Origin of the sequence: Streptomyces poonensis (assembly GCF_014650915.1) — a bacterium.
Taxonomy (GTDB): domain Bacteria; phylum Actinomycetota; class Actinomycetes; order Streptomycetales; family Streptomycetaceae; genus Streptomyces; species Streptomyces poonensis.
Genome location: NZ_BMVW01000007.1, coordinates 214,734 through 233,576 on the forward strand (window position 1 = coordinate 214,734; position 18,843 = coordinate 233,576).

The 18,843-nt window shown below is 67.8% G+C and carries 13 protein-coding genes; 10 read left to right on the plus strand and 3 right to left on the minus strand.

Translation table 11 applies throughout. The annotated features are described in order from the left end of the window. Window positions 1-135 precede the first annotated feature (135 nt). From IE242_RS19635 to IE242_RS19655, 5 genes are all read left to right on the plus strand, one after another. The gene (locus tag IE242_RS19635; protein ID WP_189861020.1) at window positions 136-1,143 is read left to right on the plus strand and encodes an SCO4651 family lipoprotein; all 1,008 of its coding nucleotides are present in this window, start codon (window positions 136-138) and stop codon (window positions 1,141-1,143) included. Window positions 1,144-1,480: 337 nt separating this feature from the next. Then, window positions 1,481-2,011 (plus strand): 50S ribosomal protein L10, encoded by a 531-nt coding sequence (gene rplJ / locus IE242_RS19640; protein WP_189861022.1) that lies wholly within the window; start codon window positions 1,481-1,483, stop codon window positions 2,009-2,011. Window positions 2,012-2,121: 110 nt separating this feature from the next. Beyond that, on the plus strand, window positions 2,122-2,508 hold the full coding sequence (gene rplL, locus IE242_RS19645) for a 50S ribosomal protein L7/L12 (protein WP_189861024.1): 387 nt from the start codon (window positions 2,122-2,124) through the stop codon (window positions 2,506-2,508). Window positions 2,509-3,110: 602 nt separating this feature from the next. Further along, window positions 3,111-6,593 carry a DNA-directed RNA polymerase subunit beta gene (gene rpoB / locus IE242_RS19650; RefSeq protein ID WP_189861026.1) on the plus strand — a complete coding sequence of 1,161 codons (3,483 nt, stop codon included), beginning with the start codon at window positions 3,111-3,113 and terminating at the stop codon, window positions 6,591-6,593. A 96-nt stretch (window positions 6,594-6,689) separates the two neighbouring features. Further along, window positions 6,690-10,589, plus strand: a complete 3,900-nt coding sequence (locus tag IE242_RS19655) for a DNA-directed RNA polymerase subunit beta' (protein ID WP_189861028.1) — start codon at window positions 6,690-6,692, stop codon at window positions 10,587-10,589. Window positions 10,590-11,046: 457 nt separating this feature from the next. On the opposite strand, the gene IE242_RS19660 is transcribed toward IE242_RS19655, so the two are convergent. Both IE242_RS19660 and IE242_RS19665 read right to left on the minus strand, forming a co-directional pair. Continuing rightward, window positions 11,047-11,940, minus strand: coding sequence for a peptidoglycan-binding protein (locus IE242_RS19660; protein ID WP_189861030.1), 894 nt, complete (start codon window positions 11,938-11,940; stop codon window positions 11,047-11,049). Window positions 11,941-12,019: 79 nt separating this feature from the next. Beyond that, window positions 12,020-12,424 (minus strand): hypothetical protein, encoded by a 405-nt coding sequence (locus tag IE242_RS19665; protein WP_189861032.1) that lies wholly within the window; start codon window positions 12,422-12,424, stop codon window positions 12,020-12,022. Window positions 12,425-12,516: 92 nt separating this feature from the next. Here IE242_RS19665 and IE242_RS19670 point away from each other — a divergent pair, with 92 nt between their 5' ends. Further along, complete coding sequence (locus IE242_RS19670) at window positions 12,517-12,723, plus strand: hypothetical protein (protein ID WP_189861034.1); 207 nt, start codon at window positions 12,517-12,519, stop codon at window positions 12,721-12,723. 121 nt (window positions 12,724-12,844) lie between these two features. Here the strand turns inward: IE242_RS19670 and IE242_RS19675 are convergent, their stop codons facing one another. Beyond that, a complete protein-coding gene (locus IE242_RS19675; protein WP_189861036.1) occupies window positions 12,845-14,155 on the minus strand; it encodes a putative hexosyltransferase in 1,311 nt (436 codons plus the stop codon). A 136-nt stretch (window positions 14,156-14,291) separates the two neighbouring features. On the opposite strand from IE242_RS19675, the gene IE242_RS19680 reads away from it, so the two are divergent. The 4 genes from IE242_RS19680 (at window position 14,292) to fusA (ending at window position 18,696) form a co-directional block, all read left to right on the plus strand. Further along, on the plus strand, window positions 14,292-15,338 hold the full coding sequence (locus tag IE242_RS19680) for a glycosyltransferase family 2 protein (protein WP_268249470.1): 1,047 nt from the start codon (window positions 14,292-14,294) through the stop codon (window positions 15,336-15,338). Between the two features lie 347 nt (window positions 15,339-15,685). After that, complete coding sequence (rpsL, locus tag IE242_RS19685) at window positions 15,686-16,057, plus strand: 30S ribosomal protein S12 (RefSeq protein ID WP_003948652.1); 372 nt, start codon at window positions 15,686-15,688, stop codon at window positions 16,055-16,057. A gap of 2 nt (window positions 16,058-16,059) precedes the next feature. After that, window positions 16,060-16,530 carry a 30S ribosomal protein S7 gene (gene rpsG, locus IE242_RS19690; RefSeq protein WP_003998848.1) on the plus strand — a complete coding sequence of 157 codons (471 nt, stop codon included), beginning with the start codon at window positions 16,060-16,062 and terminating at the stop codon, window positions 16,528-16,530. Window positions 16,531-16,569: 39 nt separating this feature from the next. Next, a complete protein-coding gene (gene fusA / locus IE242_RS19695; protein WP_189861040.1) occupies window positions 16,570-18,696 on the plus strand; it encodes an elongation factor G in 2,127 nt (708 codons plus the stop codon). The last annotated feature ends 147 nt before the right edge of the window (window positions 18,697-18,843 follow it).

Here is an 18,843-nt window from a genome sequence, read left to right on the forward strand (position 1 = left end):
GAGCGTGCCGTCCCGCCGCTTGCGGTGAGGCGGGTGGCACAGCGGATATTCAGCGGAGTCATAGCGCTCACTGGGCTAAGCTCAAAGAGTTTTCATGTACTTGGCAAACTCTTTCTTGTGTTCCTGGGGGGAACAATGGGGCTTTCCGTACGTAAGCGGGGCGGGGCGCAGCTCGCGGGGATCGCGGCACTGGTCGTGGCCGGAGGGGCCGTCGGATGCGGCACCGGGGACGGCTCCGAACGGACCGTTCAGCAGGTGCTGACCGCGGCCTTCGAGAGAACGGCCGAGGCGAAGTCGGCCAAGGTCGAGATGACCATGTCGACGCCGGCCGCGATGGACGGCGGCGGTGACATGACCATGAGCGGCGTCATGGGCTGGGACCCGACCGTCATGGACCTGACCATGAAGGGATCGATGCTCGGTGCCGGCGCGGATGCCCCGGAGCAGACCCGGATGATCTGGCAGGACGACGTCATGTACATGGACATGGGGGCCGCGTCCGCCAAGGAGATGGACGGCAAGCGCTGGATGAAGGTCGACCTGGCGGCCGCCGCGGAGGCCTCCGGTGACGAGGAACTGGCCAAGCAGATGACGTCCGAGCTGCAGAACATGAACCAGGACCCGACCGAGCAGCTCGCCATGCTCCTGGAGTCGCCCAACCTCAAGCACCTCGGCAGCGAGAAGATCGACGGCGTCGAGGCCGAGCATTACAAGGGCACGCTCACCGTCAAGGAGATGATGGAGAGCAACGACAGCCTGGACGTCCTGAAGCCCAAGGAGCGCGAGCAGCTCTTCGAGAGCATCGAGAAGGCGGGCATCAAGGGCTACGACACCGAGGTCTGGGTCAACGAGGACGACCTGCCGGTCCGCATGGACGTCACGATCGAGTCCCCCGAGGGCGACATCGACATGAGCATGAAGCTCTCGGACTACGGCGCCAAGACCGAGGTCGAGGTACCGCCGGCCGACGACACGCTCGACCTGTTCGAGATGCTCCAGGGGCTGGGCGGGATGGCCGACGACGCGGGCTCCCTCGACGAGGACGCCCTCGACGAGGAGCTGGCCGAGCTGGAGTCGCTGGAGTCCGACCTCAAGTCGCTGGAGTCCGAGCTGGAGTCGCTGGAGTCCGGCTCCGGCGTCTGAGCGGTGGCGGCCCCGCCGGGCCGCGATGCAGCGGCGGCTCCTGCCGCGACGACGGTTCGCTGACCGGATTTGCTTGACGGCGAACCGGTCAGGTACCTTCCTTGAGAAGCCAAAGACCGCTGGTCGTTGCCGTGCGCTCGCGAGAGGGCACGGTGGCCGAAGGATCCGCTGAACAGCGGACGACCCGCGCAGGTGACTGTGGAAGAGCTCCTGGACCGGTTCCTGTCCTTACGGAATCCGTTCGGTCGAGCTACGCCCCGTGCGCCTGCGCCGGGGCGTTTCGTTTACCCCAGCCCCTTCCGAGCGGTCCCATCACCCGGAAGGAGGCCGACGCTCTATGGCAAGGCCCGACAAGGCTGCCGCGGTAGCCGAGCTGACGGAGCAGTTCCGCAGCTCGAACGCCGCTGTGCTGACCGAGTACCGGGGTCTCACCGTGGCGCAGCTCAAGACGCTGCGTCGTTCGCTCGGTGAGAACGCCCAGTACGCCGTGGTGAAGAACACGCTGACCAAGATTGCGGCCAACGAGGCCGGGATCACGACGCTCGACGACCTGTTCAACGGTCCGACGGCGGTCGCCTTCGTCACCGGTGACCCGGTGGAGTCGGCGAAGGGTCTTCGTGACTTCGCCAAGGACAACCCGAATCTCGTCATCAAGGGCGGTGTCCTTGACGGCAAGGCGCTGTCCGCCGACGAGATCAAGAAGCTTGCGGACCTCGAGTCCCGCGAGGTTCTGCTCTCCAAGCTGGCCGGTGCCTTCAAGGCGAAGCAGTCCCAGGCTGCTGCCGTCTTCCAGGCACTGCCGTCGAAGCTCGTCCGCACCGTGGACGCGCTGCGCGCCAAGCAGGACGAGCAGGGCGGTGCCGAGTAACTCGGCTCGTCATGGCCGTGCCGCCTAGGCACAGGCCGTAGCGGGCCGCACGTACGCCCGCCTCACATGTACATCCGGCACCAGCCGAATTAGTGGAAGGATCGCCCATCATGGCGAAGCTCAGCCAGGAAGACCTGCTCGCGCAGTTCGAGGAGATGACCCTCATCGAGCTCTCCGAGTTCGTGAAGGCCTTCGAGGAGAAGTTCGACGTCACCGCCGCCGCCCCGGTCGCCGTTGCCGCCGCCGGCGTCCCGGGTGCCCCGGCCGCCGCCGCCGAGGAGGAGAAGGACGAGTTCGACGTCGTCCTCACCGGCGCCGGCGACAAGAAGATCCAGGTCATCAAGGTCGTGCGTGAGCTGACCTCCCTGGGTCTGAAGGAGGCCAAGGACCTCGTCGACGGCACCCCGAAGCCGGTCCTGGAGAAGGTCAACAAGGAGGCCGCGGACAAGGCCAAGGAGGCCCTCGAGGGCGCCGGCGCCTCCGTCGAGGTCAAGTAAGACCTCACGGGTCCGCAGGGACTCACGCTCGCCGCGCAGTTCTTTCCGTGGAGCTGTAACGCAGACGTACTGAAGGGCGATCACCCAAGTGGGTGGTCGCCCTTCGGCGTTCCCGGACCTCCGGGGACGGTCGCCTTGCACTGTCGGCCGCGGCGAGTATGGTGATCTTCGTCGTGCCTCCCGAGCACCCCCGGTGTCCTGTCGCGAGTGACGATCGCGGCATGTGCTTCGGGCATGGGGGCCTTGACGAACTGCACGCAGCGCGCAATTCTCAGGACGCGTCGTCACAACGATCCGCATCCGAGGCATGGATCGACGGCGAAGAGGGCAGGATCGATGTGCATCGAGGGCGTGGCTTGCCGCAGGTGTTGAGAAACAACGAGGGTTTCCGAGGTTCCGCAAACCCGAACTGGACATCAGTGGGCCAACTGGCTACACTGACCCTTTGCGCTGCCTGTTAGCTGCCTCCTGCCCGTCACCAGGGGCATGCCCTCGCTCGAGCACCGACGATGGAACCGTCCTTGACCTGGGACTTCCACTCCTGTGCCCGGTCGGGGGGCCGGTACGCGCGTAGTGAGTCCGAGCCCTCGGAAGGACCCCTCTTGGCCGCCTCGCGCACTGCCTCGACCGCGAATACGAACAACGCCGCCAGCACCGCCCCGCTGCGCATCTCCTTTGCAAAGATCAAGGAGCCTCTCGAGGTTCCCAACCTGCTCGCGCTGCAGACCGAGAGCTTCGACTGGCTGCTCGGCAACACCGCTTGGCAGAGTCGGGTCGAGGAGGCTCTGGAGAACGGTCAGGACGTCCCCACCAAGTCCGGCCTCGAGGAGATCTTCGAGGAGATCTCCCCGATCGAGGACTTCTCCGGGTCGATGTCGCTGACCTTCCGTGACCACCGCTTCGAGCCGCCGAAGAACTCCATCGACGAGTGCAAGGAGCGCGACTTCACGTACGCCGCGCCGCTCTTCGTCACGGCGGAGTTCACCAACAACGAGACCGGCGAGATCAAGTCCCAGACGGTCTTCATGGGCGACTTCCCGCTCATGACGAACAAGGGCACCTTCGTCATCAACGGCACCGAGCGTGTCGTCGTGTCGCAGCTGGTCCGTTCGCCAGGTGTCTACTTCGACTCCTCCATCGACAAGACCTCCGACAAGGACATCTTCTCCGCCAAGATCATCCCGTCCCGGGGTGCCTGGCTGGAGATGGAGATCGACAAGCGCGACATGGTCGGTGTCCGTATCGACCGCAAGCGCAAGCAGTCCGTCACCGTCCTCCTGAAGGCGCTCGGCTGGAGCACCGAGCAGATCCTCGAGGAGTTCGGCGAGTACGAGTCCATGCGCGCCACCCTGGAGAAGGACCACACCCAGGGTCAGGACGACGCGCTGCTCGACATCTACCGCAAGCTGCGTCCGGGCGAGCCCCCCACGCGTGAGGCCGCGCAGACGCTGCTGGAGAACCTGTACTTCAACCCCAAGCGCTACGACCTCGCCAAGGTCGGCCGCTACAAGGTCAACAAGAAGCTGGGTGCGGACGCGCCGCTGGACGCGGGTGTCCTGACCGTCGAGGACATCATCTCGACGATCAAGTACCTGGTGCAGCTGCACGCCGGCGAGACCGAGACGGTCGCCGACAACGGCGACACGATCGTCGTCGAGACCGACGACATCGACCACTTCGGCAACCGTCGTCTGCGCAGCGTCGGCGAGCTCATCCAGAACCAGGTCCGTACGGGTCTGGCGCGTATGGAGCGTGTCGTCCGCGAGCGCATGACCACGCAGGACGTCGAGGCGATCACGCCGCAGACCCTGATCAACATCCGGCCGGTCGTCGCCTCCATCAAGGAGTTCTTCGGCACCAGCCAGCTGTCCCAGTTCATGGACCAGAACAACCCGCTGTCCGGGCTGACGCACAAGCGTCGTCTGTCCGCGCTCGGCCCGGGTGGTCTCTCCCGTGAGCGGGCCGGCTTCGAGGTCCGTGACGTGCACCCCTCGCACTACGGCCGCATGTGCCCGATCGAGACGCCCGAAGGCCCGAACATCGGTCTGATCGGCTCGCTCGCCTCGTACGGCCGGGTCAACGCGTTCGGTTTCGTCGAGACCCCGTACCGCAAGGTCGTCGACGGCCAGGTCACCGACGAGGTGGACTACCTGACCGCCGACGAGGAGGACCGGTTCGTCATCGCCCAGGCCAACGCGCCGCTGGACGCGGACATGCGCTTCACCGAGCGCGTCCTGGTCCGCCGCCGCGGCGGCGAGGTCGACTACGTGCCGGGTGACGAGGTCCACTACATGGACGTCTCGCCGCGCCAGATGGTGTCGGTCGCGACCGCCATGATCCCGTTCCTCGAGCACGACGACGCCAACCGCGCCCTCATGGGCGCGAACATGATGCGTCAGGCCGTGCCGCTGATTAAGTCCGAGGCCCCGCTCGTCGGCACCGGCATGGAGTACCGCTCCGCCGTCGACGCCGGTGACGTGGTCAAGGCCGAGAAGGACGGTGTGGTCCAGGAGGTCTCCGCGGACTACATCACCACCGCCAACGACGACGGCACGTACATCACGTACCGCCTGGCCAAGTTCGCCCGCTCCAACCAGGGCACCTCGGTCAACCAGAAGGTCGTCGTCAACGAGGGCGACCGCGTCATCGTGGGCCAGGTCCTCGCCGACGGTCCGGCCACCGAGAACGGCGAGATGGCGCTCGGCAAGAACCTGCTGGTCGCGTTCATGCCGTGGGAGGGTCACAACTACGAGGACGCGATCATCCTGTCGCAGCGCCTCGTGCAGGACGACGTCCTCTCCTCGATCCACATCGAGGAGCACGAGGTCGACGCCCGTGACACCAAGCTCGGCCCCGAGGAGATCACCCGGGACATCCCGAACGTCTCCGAGGAGGTCCTCGCCGACCTCGACGAGCGCGGCATCATCCGCATCGGTGCCGAGGTCATCGCCGGCGACATCCTCGTCGGCAAGGTGACCCCGAAGGGTGAGACCGAGCTGACGCCGGAGGAGCGCCTGCTGCGCGCGATCTTCGGTGAGAAGGCCCGTGAGGTCCGTGACACCTCGCTGAAGGTGCCGCACGGCGAGACCGGCAAGGTCATCGGCGTCCGCGTCTTCGACCGCGAGGAGGGCGACGAGCTGCCGCCGGGCGTGAACCAGCTGGTCCGCGTCTACGTCGCGCAGAAGCGCAAGATCACCGATGGTGACAAGCTCGCCGGCCGCCACGGCAACAAGGGTGTCATCTCGAAGATCCTTCCGATCGAGGACATGCCGTTCCTCGAGGACGGAACTCCGGTCGACATCATCCTCAACCCGCTCGGTGTGCCGTCCCGAATGAACCCGGGACAGGTTCTGGAGATCCACCTCGGCTGGCTCGCCAGCCAGGGCTGGGACGTCTCCGGTCTCGCCGACGAGTGGGCGCAGCGCCTCCAGGTCATCGGCGCCGACCAGGTCGCCCCGCGGACCAACGTCGCGACCCCGGTCTTCGACGGTGCCCGTGAGGACGAGCTGACCGGTCTGCTGGAGAACACCCTGCCCAACCGCGACGGAAACCGCATGGTGCTCCCGTCCGGCAAGGCGCGGCTGTTCGACGGCCGCTCCGGTGAGCCGTTCCCGGACCCGATCTCGGTCGGGTACATGTACATCCTCAAGCTGCACCACCTGGTCGACGACAAGCTGCACGCCCGTTCGACCGGTCCGTACTCCATGATCACCCAGCAGCCGCTGGGTGGTAAGGCCCAGTTCGGTGGCCAGCGTTTCGGCGAGATGGAGGTGTGGGCACTCGAGGCGTACGGAGCGGCCTACGCCCTCCAGGAGCTGCTGACCATCAAGTCCGACGACGTGACCGGCCGCGTGAAGGTCTACGAGGCCATCGTCAAGGGCGAGAACATCCCCGAGCCCGGCATCCCCGAGTCCTTCAAGGTGCTCATCAAGGAGATGCAGTCCCTGTGCCTCAACGTGGAGGTGCTGTCCAGCGACGGTATGTCCATCGAGATGCGTGACACCGACGAGGACGTCTTCCGCGCCGCGGAGGAGCTCGGCATCGACCTGTCCCGGCGCGAGCCGAGCAGCGTCGAAGAGGTCTGACGGAGTCCGGCGGGCCTTCCCTCTAGGAAGGCCCGCCGACCCCGGGACCCCGTTTCAGACCCAAAGACTTACAACCCTGAGAGGGATTGACGCATAGTGCTCGACGTCAACTTCTTCGACGAGCTCCGGATCGGCCTGGCCACCGCTGACGACATCCGGCAGTGGAGCCACGGCGAGGTCAAGAAGCCCGAGACCATCAACTACCGCACGCTCAAGCCCGAGAAGGACGGACTCTTCTGCGAGAAGATCTTCGGTCCGACCCGGGACTGGGAGTGCTACTGCGGCAAGTACAAGCGTGTCCGCTTCAAGGGCATCATCTGTGAGCGCTGTGGCGTCGAGGTCACGCGCGCCAAGGTGCGCCGTGAGCGGATGGGCCACATCGAGCTGGCCGCTCCCGTCACCCACATCTGGTACTTCAAGGGCGTTCCGTCGCGCCTCGGCTACCTGCTCGACCTCGCCCCGAAGGACCTGGAGAAGGTCATCTACTTCGCGGCGTACATGATCACGTACGTCGACGAGGAGCGCCGTACCCGCGACCTGCCCTCGCTGGAGGCCCACGTCTCCGTCGAGCGCCAGCAGGTCGAGAACCGCCGGGACGCCGACCTCGAGGCCCGCGCCAAGAAGCTCGAGACCGACCTGGCCGAGCTCGAGGCCGAGGGCGCCAAGGCCGATGTGCGCCGCAAGGTGCGCGAGGGTGCCGAGCGTGAGATGAAGCAGCTGCGCGACCGTGCGCAGCGCGAGATCGACCGCCTCGACGAGGTGTGGACCCGGTTCAAGAACCTCAAGGTCCAGGACCTCGAGGGCGACGAGCTCCTCTACCGCGAGCTGCGGGACCGCTTCGGCACGTACTTCGACGGCTCGATGGGTGCCGCGGCGCTGCAGAAGCGCCTGGAGTCCTTCGACCTCGAGGAGGAGGCCGAGAAGCTCCGCGAGATCATCCGTACCGGCAAGGGCCAGAAGAAGACCCGTGCGCTCAAGCGCCTCAAGGTCGTCTCCGCGTTCCTGCAGACCAGCAACAGCCCCAAGGGCATGGTGCTCGACTGCGTGCCGGTCATCCCGCCGGACCTGCGTCCGATGGTGCAGCTGGACGGTGGCCGCTTCGCGACCTCCGACCTGAACGACCTGTACCGCCGTGTGATCAACCGCAACAACCGTCTGAAGCGGCTTCTCGACCTCGGCGCGCCCGAGATCATCGTGAACAACGAGAAGCGCATGCTCCAGGAGGCGGTCGACGCCCTCTTCGACAACGGCCGTCGTGGCCGGCCGGTCACCGGTCCGGGCAACCGTCCGCTGAAGTCCCTCAGCGACATGCTGAAGGGTAAGCAGGGTCGTTTCCGTCAGAACCTGCTCGGCAAGCGAGTCGACTACTCGGCGCGTTCCGTCATCGTCGTCGGCCCGCAGCTCAAGCTGCACCAGTGCGGTCTGCCCAAGGCCATGGCGCTGGAGCTCTTCAAGCCGTTCGTGATGAAGCGCCTGGTCGACCTGAACCACGCGCAGAACATCAAGAGCGCCAAGCGCATGGTCGAGCGCGGCCGCACGGTCGTGTACGACGTGCTGGAAGAGGTCATCGCGGAGCACCCGGTTCTGCTGAACCGTGCCCCCACCCTGCACCGCCTCGGCATCCAGGCCTTCGAGCCGCAGCTGGTCGAGGGTAAGGCCATCCAGATCCACCCGCTCGTCTGCACCGCGTTCAACGCGGACTTCGACGGTGACCAGATGGCCGTCCACCTGCCGCTCTCCGCGGAGGCGCAGGCCGAGGCCCGCATCCTGATGCTGTCCTCGAACAACATCCTCAAGCCCGCCGACGGCCGTCCGGTGACGATGCCGACCCAGGACATGGTCCTCGGTCTGTTCTTCCTGACGACCGACGGCGAGATGCGCGACGTCAAGGGCGAGGGCCGGGCGTTCGCGTCCGTCGCCGAGGCGATCATGGCGTTCGACGCGGGCGAGCTGTCGCTCCAGTCGAAGGTCGACATCCGCTTCCCGGTGGGCACCATCCCGCCGCGCGGATGGACGCCGCCGGCGCGCGAGGAGGGTGAGCCGGAGTGGCAGCAGGGTGACAGCTTCACGCTGCGCACCACGCTGGGCCGCGCGCTCTTCAACGAGCTGCTGCCCGAGGACTACCCGTTCGTCGACTACGAGGTCGGCAAGAAGCAGCTCTCGGAGATCGTCAACGACCTCGCCGAGCGCTACCCGAAGGTCATCGTGGCGGCGACGCTCGACAACCTGAAGGCGTCCGGCTTCTTCTGGGCCACCCGCTCCGGCGTCACCGTCGCGTTCTCCGACATCGTCGGTCCGCCGGAGAAGCCGTCGATCCTCGAGAACTACGAGGAGCAGGCCCTCAAGATCCAGAAGCAGTTCGAGCGTGGTCTCGTCACCAAGGAAGAGCGCACGCAGGAACTGATCGTCATCTGGAACAAGGCCTCCAGCGAGGTCGCCGAGGCGATGCAGGCGAACTTCCCGCGCACCAACCCGATCTTCATCATGATCGAGTCGGGCGCGCGAGGAAACATGATGCAGCTGCGTCAGATCGCCGGTATGCGTGGTCTGGTGTCGAACGCCAAGAACGAGACGATCCCGCGGCCGATCAAGGCGTCGTACCGCGACGGTCTGACCGTTCTGGAGTACTTCATCGCCACCCACGGTGCCCGTAAGGGTCTGGCGGACACCGCTCTGCGTACCGCCGACTCGGGTTACCTCACCCGTCGTCTGGTCGACGTCTCCCAGGACGTCATCATCCGCGAGGAGGACTGCGGCACCGACCGCGGTCTGCGCCTGGAGATCGCGGAGCGGGACGCCGAGGGCGTGCTGCGCAAGGCCACGAACGTCGAGACGTCCGTGTACGCGCGCTGCCTCGCCGAGGACATCGTCGTCGACGGCCGTGTGCTGGCCCCGGCCGGCACCGACCTCGGTGACGTGCTCATCGACGAGCTGGTCCGCAACGGCGTCTCGGAGGTCAAGACCCGCTCGGTCCTGACCTGTGAGTCCGCCGTCGGCACCTGCGCCATGTGCTACGGCCGCTCGCTGGCCACCGGCAAGCTGGTCGACATCGGTGAGGCGGTCGGCATCATCGCCGCCCAGTCCATCGGTGAGCCCGGTACCCAGCTGACGATGCGTACCTTCCACACCGGTGGTGTGGCCGGTGACGACATCACCCAGGGTCTGCCGCGTGTCGTCGAGCTCTTCGAGGCCCGTACCCCGAAGGGTGTCGCCCCGATCTCCGAGGCCGCCGGCCGCGTGCGGATCGAGGAGACCGAGAAGACGAAGAAGATCGTCGTCACCCCGGACGACGGCAGCGACGAGACGGCGTACCCGATCTCGAAGCGCGCCAAGCTCCTGGTCCGCGAGGGCGACCACGTCGAGGTGGGCCAGCAGCTCACCGTGGGTGCCACCAACCCGCACGACGTGCTGCGCATCCTGGGTCAGCGTGCCGTCCAGGTCCACCTGGTCGGCGAGGTCCAGAAGGTGTACAACTCGCAGGGTGTGTCGATCCACGACAAGCACATCGAGATCATCATCCGGCAGATGCTGCGCCGTGTGACGATCATCGAGTCCGGCGACGCCGAGCTGCTGCCCGGCGAGCTGGTCGAGCGGTCGAAGTTCGAGACCGAGAACCGTCGTGTGGTCCAGGAAGGCGGCCACCCGGCCTCCGGCCGTCCGCAGCTGATGGGTATCACCAAGGCCTCGCTGGCGACCGAGTCGTGGCTGTCGGCGGCGTCCTTCCAGGAGACGACCAGGGTCCTCACGGACGCGGCGATCAACGCCAAGTCCGACTCCCTGATCGGCCTCAAGGAGAACGTCATCATCGGTAAGCTCATCCCGGCCGGTACGGGTCTGTCCCGCTACCGCAACATCCGGGTCGAGCCGACCGAGGAGGCCAAGGCCGCCATGTACTCGGCCGTCGGCTACGACGACATCGACTACTCGCCGTTCGGCACGGGCTCCGGCCAGGCCGTTCCGCTGGAGGACTACGACTACGGTCCGTACAACCAGTAAGGCGAAGGCGTACGTCTGAGCGTCTGACGCACTGAAGGGCGGTCACTCCGGGTTTGTCCGGGGTGACCGCCCTTCGGCGTGTCTCGGCGGTGCGTGTCTCGTGGAGCGTGTCTCGGTGGAGCGTGGGTCAGCGGGCGGTCAGCTCCAGGGTGGGGACGACCACCGTCGCCACCGCGGGCAGGGCGCCGATGCCGGTGAGCGGCCGGCGGGAGCGCTCCAGGGCGTGCAGCCGCTGCTCGTGGTCGGCGAGGCTCGTGGTCGGCGAGCTGTTGGTCGGTCTGGTCGCTGCACTGGACGAGCAGCGCGAGCGATCCGTCGACGCGGGCGAAGCCGGCCTCGACGGTGCCGCGCGACCGCTCCAGCTCGACGGCCACCACGGCCGGGTCGGAGAGGGGGGACGCGGAGGGGGAGCGGATCGTGCACGTGGTGCTCTTTTCCTTGCTCCTCCCCATGCGCTTCACGCCCCGGAGGTGTACGGCACCTTCAGGGCCGCCCAGGACTTCGCACCCGGCCAGCCGTCGGCGTCCGTACCGGTGTAGCCGAGCTTGCGCTGCCACTTGGCGTAGCTGCGGCGGTCGGCCTCGGTCCACTGCGGGCCGGGGCCCGACGCGTAGGCGGAACAGCCGACGGCGACCAGGCGTCTGCCGAGGGCGGTGACGACGGGCGACTTCGGCTGTCTGCGGAACCAGTCGGCGCCGGGGAAGGGCTGGTACCGAGGGGTGGCCGGGGCGGTGCTGCCGGGCTGCGCGGAGGGGCGGCCGGTCAGGCGCTCGGCGATACGGGCGCGCAGGTCCGCCATGGCGAAGCCGCGCGGGTCGATCTTGGCGCTGGTCCACTCCTTGTGGCCGATCACGGACGCGGCGCTCCAGCCGTGCGCCCGGCACAGCGCGGCGGAGGCACGGGCGATGGCGTCGAGCTGGGCCTCGGGCCACGGGTCCTCGCCGTCGCCGAGGTTGACGCACTCGAAGCCGTAGAAGCGGGTGTTGCCGTCGGCCGTGCGCTGGTGGGGGGACGGCAGGGCGGTGCGCTCGGCGACGACGGCGGACAGGACGTCGGGGTCGCCGGTGCCCGCGTGGTTGGCGCGGCCGTGGCCGACCAGGTGGACCGTGCCGTCCTTGGCGATGACGCCGTGGCAGAGCGGGCCGGGGAGGCCGGAGTGGCCGTTGAAGCACAGGTTGACGGTGGAGGTGGTGCCGGAGGTGACGGTGTGATGGATCATCACGCCGTTGACCGGGCCCCAGCTTCCCTTGTGCTTGCGGTTGTTGGTGCGCCAGCCGGTGTGTTCCACGACGGTGACGCCTTCGGCGCGCAGGGCGGAGACGAGCCGGTCGGCGGTGAGGGGAGTGGCCATGGAGGATGCCTTCCAGGACGGGCCCGCCCCGTACCCGGGGCGGATACGGGGCGGGGCAGGGAGTGCGGGGCCGCCGGGGTCAGGAGACGGCGGCCCAGATGGCGTTGGAGTCCGCGACCACCGACGAGACCGACGAGACGGGGAACGAGGTCGGCAGGGAGGTCTGGCCGGTGGCCGACAGCCGCCCGTGGCGGATGAACGCGCCCGGCATCCGGGCGCTGCTGCCCGGGGCCTCGCCCTTGGCGGAGCCCACCATGACCGCGGGACCGTTCTGCTTCGTCGTCGGGCCGCTGACCAGCAGCGCCACCCAGTGGTTCCCGGCGGCGGCCTGGTACGCGGTGGTCAGCGGGAGCACGAAGGTCTTGCCCTCGGTCGCGGTCAGCAGACCGTTCAACGGGGCGGTGAGGCCGACCCGGGTGCCGGTGTCCGTGTGGAGGCCGGCGCAGGACCTGGTGCTGAGCGTGCCACCCACGTATCCCGGCACGTAGAAGACGAGGTTGGTGAGGCGTCTGACTGCGTGAAAACGCCGATGGACAGCAGTGGACAACCGCGCACACCTGCGGACCATCTCAGCAGGTGAGGCGCCTGCGTCTGGTCGGCCGCACACCGGGCCAGGCCGCGGTCATCCCGTTCCCCCAGGACGACCGGGACGGTGACCGGCACGACCGGGCCGGCGACGGCCACGGCGCCGAACCGCCCAGACCGGTACTCGACGCCAAGAGCCGCAAATCCAGGGTGCCCACCATCCCCCGCCTGCCCTCGCGCCGCCGCGACCGCTCCTGAGGGCGGGTCCGGCGCTTCCGGCCGGAGGACGTAGACCGACCGGACCGACGACCGACCGGACCGACCGGACCGACCGGACCAACCGAACCGACCGGACCGACCGGATCGACGACCGACCGGTCTACGGAATCCCCAACTCGAAGATCACGTAATGCGCGTACCACCCCGACGCCACCGCCGCCGTCGTGAAGAACACGATCAGGCTCGGCAGCCTCAGCCGGCTCATCGCCGCCGCCGGGGCCAGCAGCAGCGGGAAGGCGGGCAGCAGGTAGCGCGAGGTGTTGGCGAACATCTGCTGGGTGCCGAGCACCGTCACCACGGTCGCCAGGGTGTACGCGGTCAGCACCAGCGGCGGCCGCTTGCGCAGCATCAGCGTCAGCAGGAAGGGCAGCGCCAGCACCAGCTGTACGCCGATGAGGTCCGGTACGGAGAAGGCGAAGAGGTAGTCGCGTCTGCCGACCGCCGTGTTGCCCAGGACGTCGAGCGTGTGGGCGCCGTAGTCGAAGAAGTGCGCCCACCCCTCGCGCTGGAGCGTGAAGTACGCCGTGAGATCGCCCATGCGCAGGCCCACCCAGGCCACGTAGCCGAGCAGTCCGAGCGGCGCGGTCACCATGGCGAACACCGGACCGGCCACCCCGTGCTCGCGTCTGCTGTCCCGCCGCGCCAGCGTGACGAGTGCGGCGAGCCCCACGGCGCCGATGAGCACGGCGGAGGTGGGCCGGTTGAGCCCGGCGACGAAGGCGAGTACCCCGGCCGCCTTCCAGTGGTGCTTCATCACGCAGTGGCAGCACCAGGCGGCGATCGCCACGAACACGGACTCCGAGTACACCGCCCACTCGACGCCCGCACCCGGTGCCACCGCCCACAGACCGGCGGCGATCGTGCCCGCCCGGACGCCCGCGAGCAGGGAGATCACCGCGTAGATCCCGGCGGCCGCGACGAACGACGCGAGGACCGAGACCAGGATCCCGGACCCGTACAGACCCAGGCCGGTGACCTGGGACACCATCCTGATCAGGGCCGGGTAGAGCGGGAAGAAGGCGACCGAGTCCTGTTTGACGGTGAACACGCCGCCCGGGGCGAGCGGCTGCAGAGGGTGCGGGTCGTACCCCTTCTCGGCGACCTGGAGGTACCACCAGCCGTCCCAGGTGCCGAGGACGTCCCACCAGTGTTCACCGCCGCCGAAGCGCGGCTGCTTCCCGCGGTAGTCGCCGGAACGGTCCAGCAGAACGGCGAAGACGGTGAGACCGACCAGCTTGGTGACGCCGTACAGGAGGAGCGGGGCCAGGTACGGCCGGACAGCGGGCGGGAGGGGCAGCCGGCCCAGGGACAGGCGGCCCAGGGACAGACGGCCGGTCCACCGGGATCCGTCCCCCTGTCCTCCGGATGCCGGAGTGCCCGCCGTCGCCGGGCCTGCGGATGTGGTGCTCATGCCTGTTGTCCCCCCTCGACCCTCGACTCTCGACCGATCGCCGGACCACGGGCCCCCTCCGCCCGGCTGATCGCAAACCGGCCATCATAAGATCACATGCGGAGTCGCGCACGCGCGACGGCGGGGGAGGGACGAGCTGACCGGAGGAACGGAGGAGACGACCGTCCTGTCGGTCGTCGTCCCCATGTACAACGAGGAAGAGGTCCTGCCCGCGCTGGTCCGCCGGCTGCGTCCGGTCCTCGCGGACCTCGGCGTGCCCTACGAGTTCGTCGCCGTGGACGACGGCAGCACCGACCGCACCGGCGAGCTGCTCGCCGCGCTGCGGCTGGGCTGGCCGGAACTGCGCGTGATCGGCCTGCGCCGCAACTCCGGTCACCAGGCCGCCCTCACCGCGGGCCTGGACCGGGCGGCCGGCGCCTATGTGGTGAGCCTGGACGCGGACCTCCAGGACCCGCCCGAGAAGATCCCCGAGATGCTCGCCCGGGCCCGGGCCGAGGGACTCGACATCGTCTACGGCATCCGCGCCGACCGGACGAGCGACACCGGGTTCAAGCGGTGGACCGCGCACCTCTACTACCGGCTCGTGCGCCGGCTGGCGGGATCCTCGGTCCCCGCACAGGGCGGTGACTTCCGGCTGCTCAGCCGTGCCGCCGTGGATGCCCTCAAGGCCCTGCCGGACCAGCAGCGGGTCTATCGCCTCCTGGTCCCGTGGCTGGGCTTCCCCAGCGGGCAGGTCACCTACGAGCGGGAGTCCCGTGCCGCGGGCCGCAGCAAGTACCCCTTGGGCCGGATGATCCGGCTCGCGGTCGACAGCGTCACCGGCTTCTCCGCGGCGCCGCTGCGCCTGGCCACCTGGCTGGGCGGCCTCGCCTTCCTCGTCTGCCTCGGGCTGATGGTCTACACGCTGAGCGCCCACCTCTGGGAGCGGACCGTGCCCGGCTGGACCTCCCTGTTCACCGGGGTCCTGTTCATCGGCGCCGTCCAGCTGATCTGCGTGGGCCTGCTCGGCGAGTACATCGCGCGGATCTACACGGCCGTGCAGAACCGGCCGACGTACTTCGTCGGCCACGACACGGCCGCGGACCCGGCCCCCAGGGCCCCGAACGCTCCGGACCCCCCGAACACGCAGATCACGTCCGCCCCCGTCCAGGCCCAGGGACGGGACCGGGGACCGCGGGAGTGAGCGGGGACGCCGGGCGCTTCGACCGGGCCGACCGGCCGAGGCGCCCGGCACCTGTGATAATGGAGCGGGCGACCCTACACCGCTCCGGCCGGAACGCCCGGCGTGTCGGTCGCGTCGCTTTTGTTTTGACCGGAGTCAGTGCGGTAGGTACGCTCAGACCTTGTGCCTGGGGTGTGCCCTGGCTCTCGAGCGTGCCTTCGACCGCAAAGGGAGCCGTAAGCGGCCACCGAAATTCGCGCCCTTTCTGCCTTGCGGTGGGAGTCTGCGGGATTCGACACACCCGACCGCGTGGGTCGGCGACGTTCCAGGTTAGCTTCACCCATCGGCACACAGAAACCGGAGAAGTAGTGCCTACGATCCAGCAGCTGGTCCGTAAGGGCCGGCAGGACAAGGTCGAGAAGAACAAGACGCCCGCACTCGAGGGTTCCCCTCAGCGCCGCGGCGTCTGCACGCGTGTGTTCACGACCACCCCGAAGAAGCCGAACTCGGCCCTGCGCAAGGTCGCGCGTGTGCGTCTGACCAGCGGGATCGAAGTCACCGCTTACATTCCGGGTGAGGGACACAACCTGCAGGAGCACTCCATCGTGCTCGTGCGTGGTGGCCGTGTGAAGGACCTGCCGGGTGTTCGCTACAAGATCATCCGCGGCTCGCTGGACACCCAGGGTGTCAAGAACCGCAAGCAGGCCCGCAGCCGCTACGGCGCCAAGAAGGAGAAGTAAGAATGCCTCGTAAGGGCCCCGCCCCGAAGCGCCCGGTCATCATCGACCCGGTCTACGGTTCTCCTCTGGTGACCTCCCTGATCAACAAGGTGCTGCTGAACGGCAAGCGCTCCACCGCCGAGCGCATCGTCTACGGCGCCATGGAGGGCCTGCGCGAGAAGACCGGCAACGACCCGGTCATCACGCTGAAGCGCGCTCTCGAGAACATCAAGCCGACCCTCGAGGTCAAGTCCCGCCGTGTCGGTGGCGCCACCTACCAGGTGCCGGTCGAGGTCAAGCCCGGCCGCGCCAACACCCTGGCGCTGCGCTGGCTCGTCGGTTACTCCCGCGCCCGTCGCGAGAAGACGATGACCGAGCGTCTGCTCAACGAGCTCCTCGACGCCTCCAACGGCCTCGGCGCCGCTGTGAAGAAGCGCGAGGACACCCACAAGATGGCCGAGTCCAACAAGGCCTTCGCGCACTACCGCTGGTAGTCGCTACCCACATCGAGACCGAGAGAAGACTGAAGCCTTATGGCTACCACTTCACTTGACCTGGCCAAGGTCCGCAACATCGGGATCATGGCCCACATCGACGCGGGCAAGACGACCACCACCGAGCGGATCCTGTTCTACACCGGCGTCTCGTACAAGATCGGTGAGGTCCACGACGGCGCTGCCACCATGGACTGGATGGAGCAGGAGCAGGAGCGTGGCATCACGATCACGTCTGCTGCGACCACCTGTCACTGGCCGCTCGAGGACAACGACTACACCATCAACATCATCGACACCCCGGGTCACGTCGACTTCACCGTCGAGGTGGAGCGCTCCCTGCGCGTGCTCGACGGTGCTGTCACGGTGTTCGACGGTGTCGCCGGTGTCGAGCCGCAGTCCGAGACGGTGTGGCGTCAGGCCGACCGTTACGGCGTGCCGCGCATCTGCTTCGTGAACAAGCTGGACCGTACCGGCGCCGAGTTCCACCGCTGCGTGGACATGATCTCGGACCGCCTGGGCGCCCAGCCGCTCGTCATGCAGCTCCCGATCGGTGCCGAGGCCGACTTCAAGGGCGTCGTGGACCTGGTCCGCATGAAGGCGCTCGTGTGGTCCGCCGAGGCCGCCAAGGGCGAGATGTACGACGTCGTCGACATCCCGGCCACGCACACCGAGGCTGCCGAGGAGTACCGCGGCAAGCTGGTCGAGGCCGTCGCGGAGAACGACGAAGAGATCATGGAGCTGTACCTGGAGGGCGAGGAGCCCACCGAGGAGCAGCTGTACGCCGCGATCCGTCGTATCACCATCGCGTCCGGCAAGAGCGAGGGCACCACGGTCACCCCGGTGTTCTGTGGCACCGCGTTCAAGAACAAGGGCGTCCAGCCCCTGCTCGACGCCGTTGTGCGCTACCTGCCGACCCCGCTCGACGTCGAGGCCATCGAGGGCCAGGACGTCAAGGACCCCGAGGTCGTCATCAAGCGGAAGCCGTCCGAGGACGAGCCGCTGGCGGCCCTGGCGTTCAAGATCATGAGCGACCCGCACCTGGGCAAGCTCACCTTCGTCCGGGTCTACTCGGGCCGCCTGGAGTCCGGCACCTCGGTGCTGAACTCGGTCAAGGGCAAGAAGGAGCGCATCGGCAAGATCTACCGCATGCACGCCAACAAGCGTGAGGAGATCGAGTCGGTGGGCGCCGGCGACATCGTCGCCGTCATGGGCCTGAAGCAGACCACCACCGGTGAGACGCTGAGCGACGAGAAGAACCCGGTGATCCTGGAGTCCATGGACTTCCCGGCGCCGGTCATCGAGGTCGCCATCGAGCCCAAGTCCAAGGGTGACCAGGAGAAGCTGGGTGTCGCCATCCAGCGTCTCGCGGAGGAGGACCCCTCCTTCCAGGTGCACACCAACGAGGAGACCGGCCAGACCGTCATCGGCGGTATGGGCGAGCTTCACCTCGAGGTGCTCGTCGACCGCATGAAGCGCGAGTTCAAGGTCGAGGCGAACGTCGGCAAGCCGCAGGTCGCCTACCGCGAGACGATCCGCAAGGCCGTCGAGCGCGTCGACTACACGCACAAGAAGCAGACCGGTGGTACCGGTCAGTTCGCCAAGGTGCAGATCGCGATCGAGCCGATCGAGGGCGGCGACGCCTCGTACGAGTTCGTGAACAAGGTCACCGGTGGCCGTATCCCGAAGGAGTACATCCCTTCGGTGGACGCCGGCTGCCAGGAGGCCATGCAGTTCGGCATCCTCGCCGGTTACGAGATGACCGGCGTGCGCGTCACGCTTCTCGACGGTGCCTACCACGAGGTCGACTCCTCCGAGCTCGCCTTCAAGATCGCCGGTTCGCAGGCCTTCAAGGAGGCCGCGCGCAAGGCCAGCCCCGTGCTGCTCGAGCCGATGATGGCCGTCGAGGTCACCACGCCCGAGGACTACATGGGTGAGGTCATCGGCGACATCAACTCCCGCCGTGGCCAGATCCAGGCCATGGAGGAGCGTGCCGGTGCCCGCGTCGTGAAGGGCCTGGTTCCGCTGTCGGAGATGTTCGGCTACGTCGGCGACCTCCGCAGCAAGACGTCGGGTCGCGCGAGCTACTCGATGCAGTTCGACTCCTACGCCGAGGTTCCGCGGAACGTCGCCGAGGAGATCATCGCGAAGGCCAAGGGCGAGTAACGCACAGCGTTCCCACGCCGTAGGCTTGACTCCGGAGCCTCACGGGGCATTCCGCCGATACGCGGGCGAAAGCCTGCGAACGCGGAGGAATGCCCCCGGGCCCGGGATTTAACAGCAAAGATCACCTGGCGCCGATGAAGTAAGGCG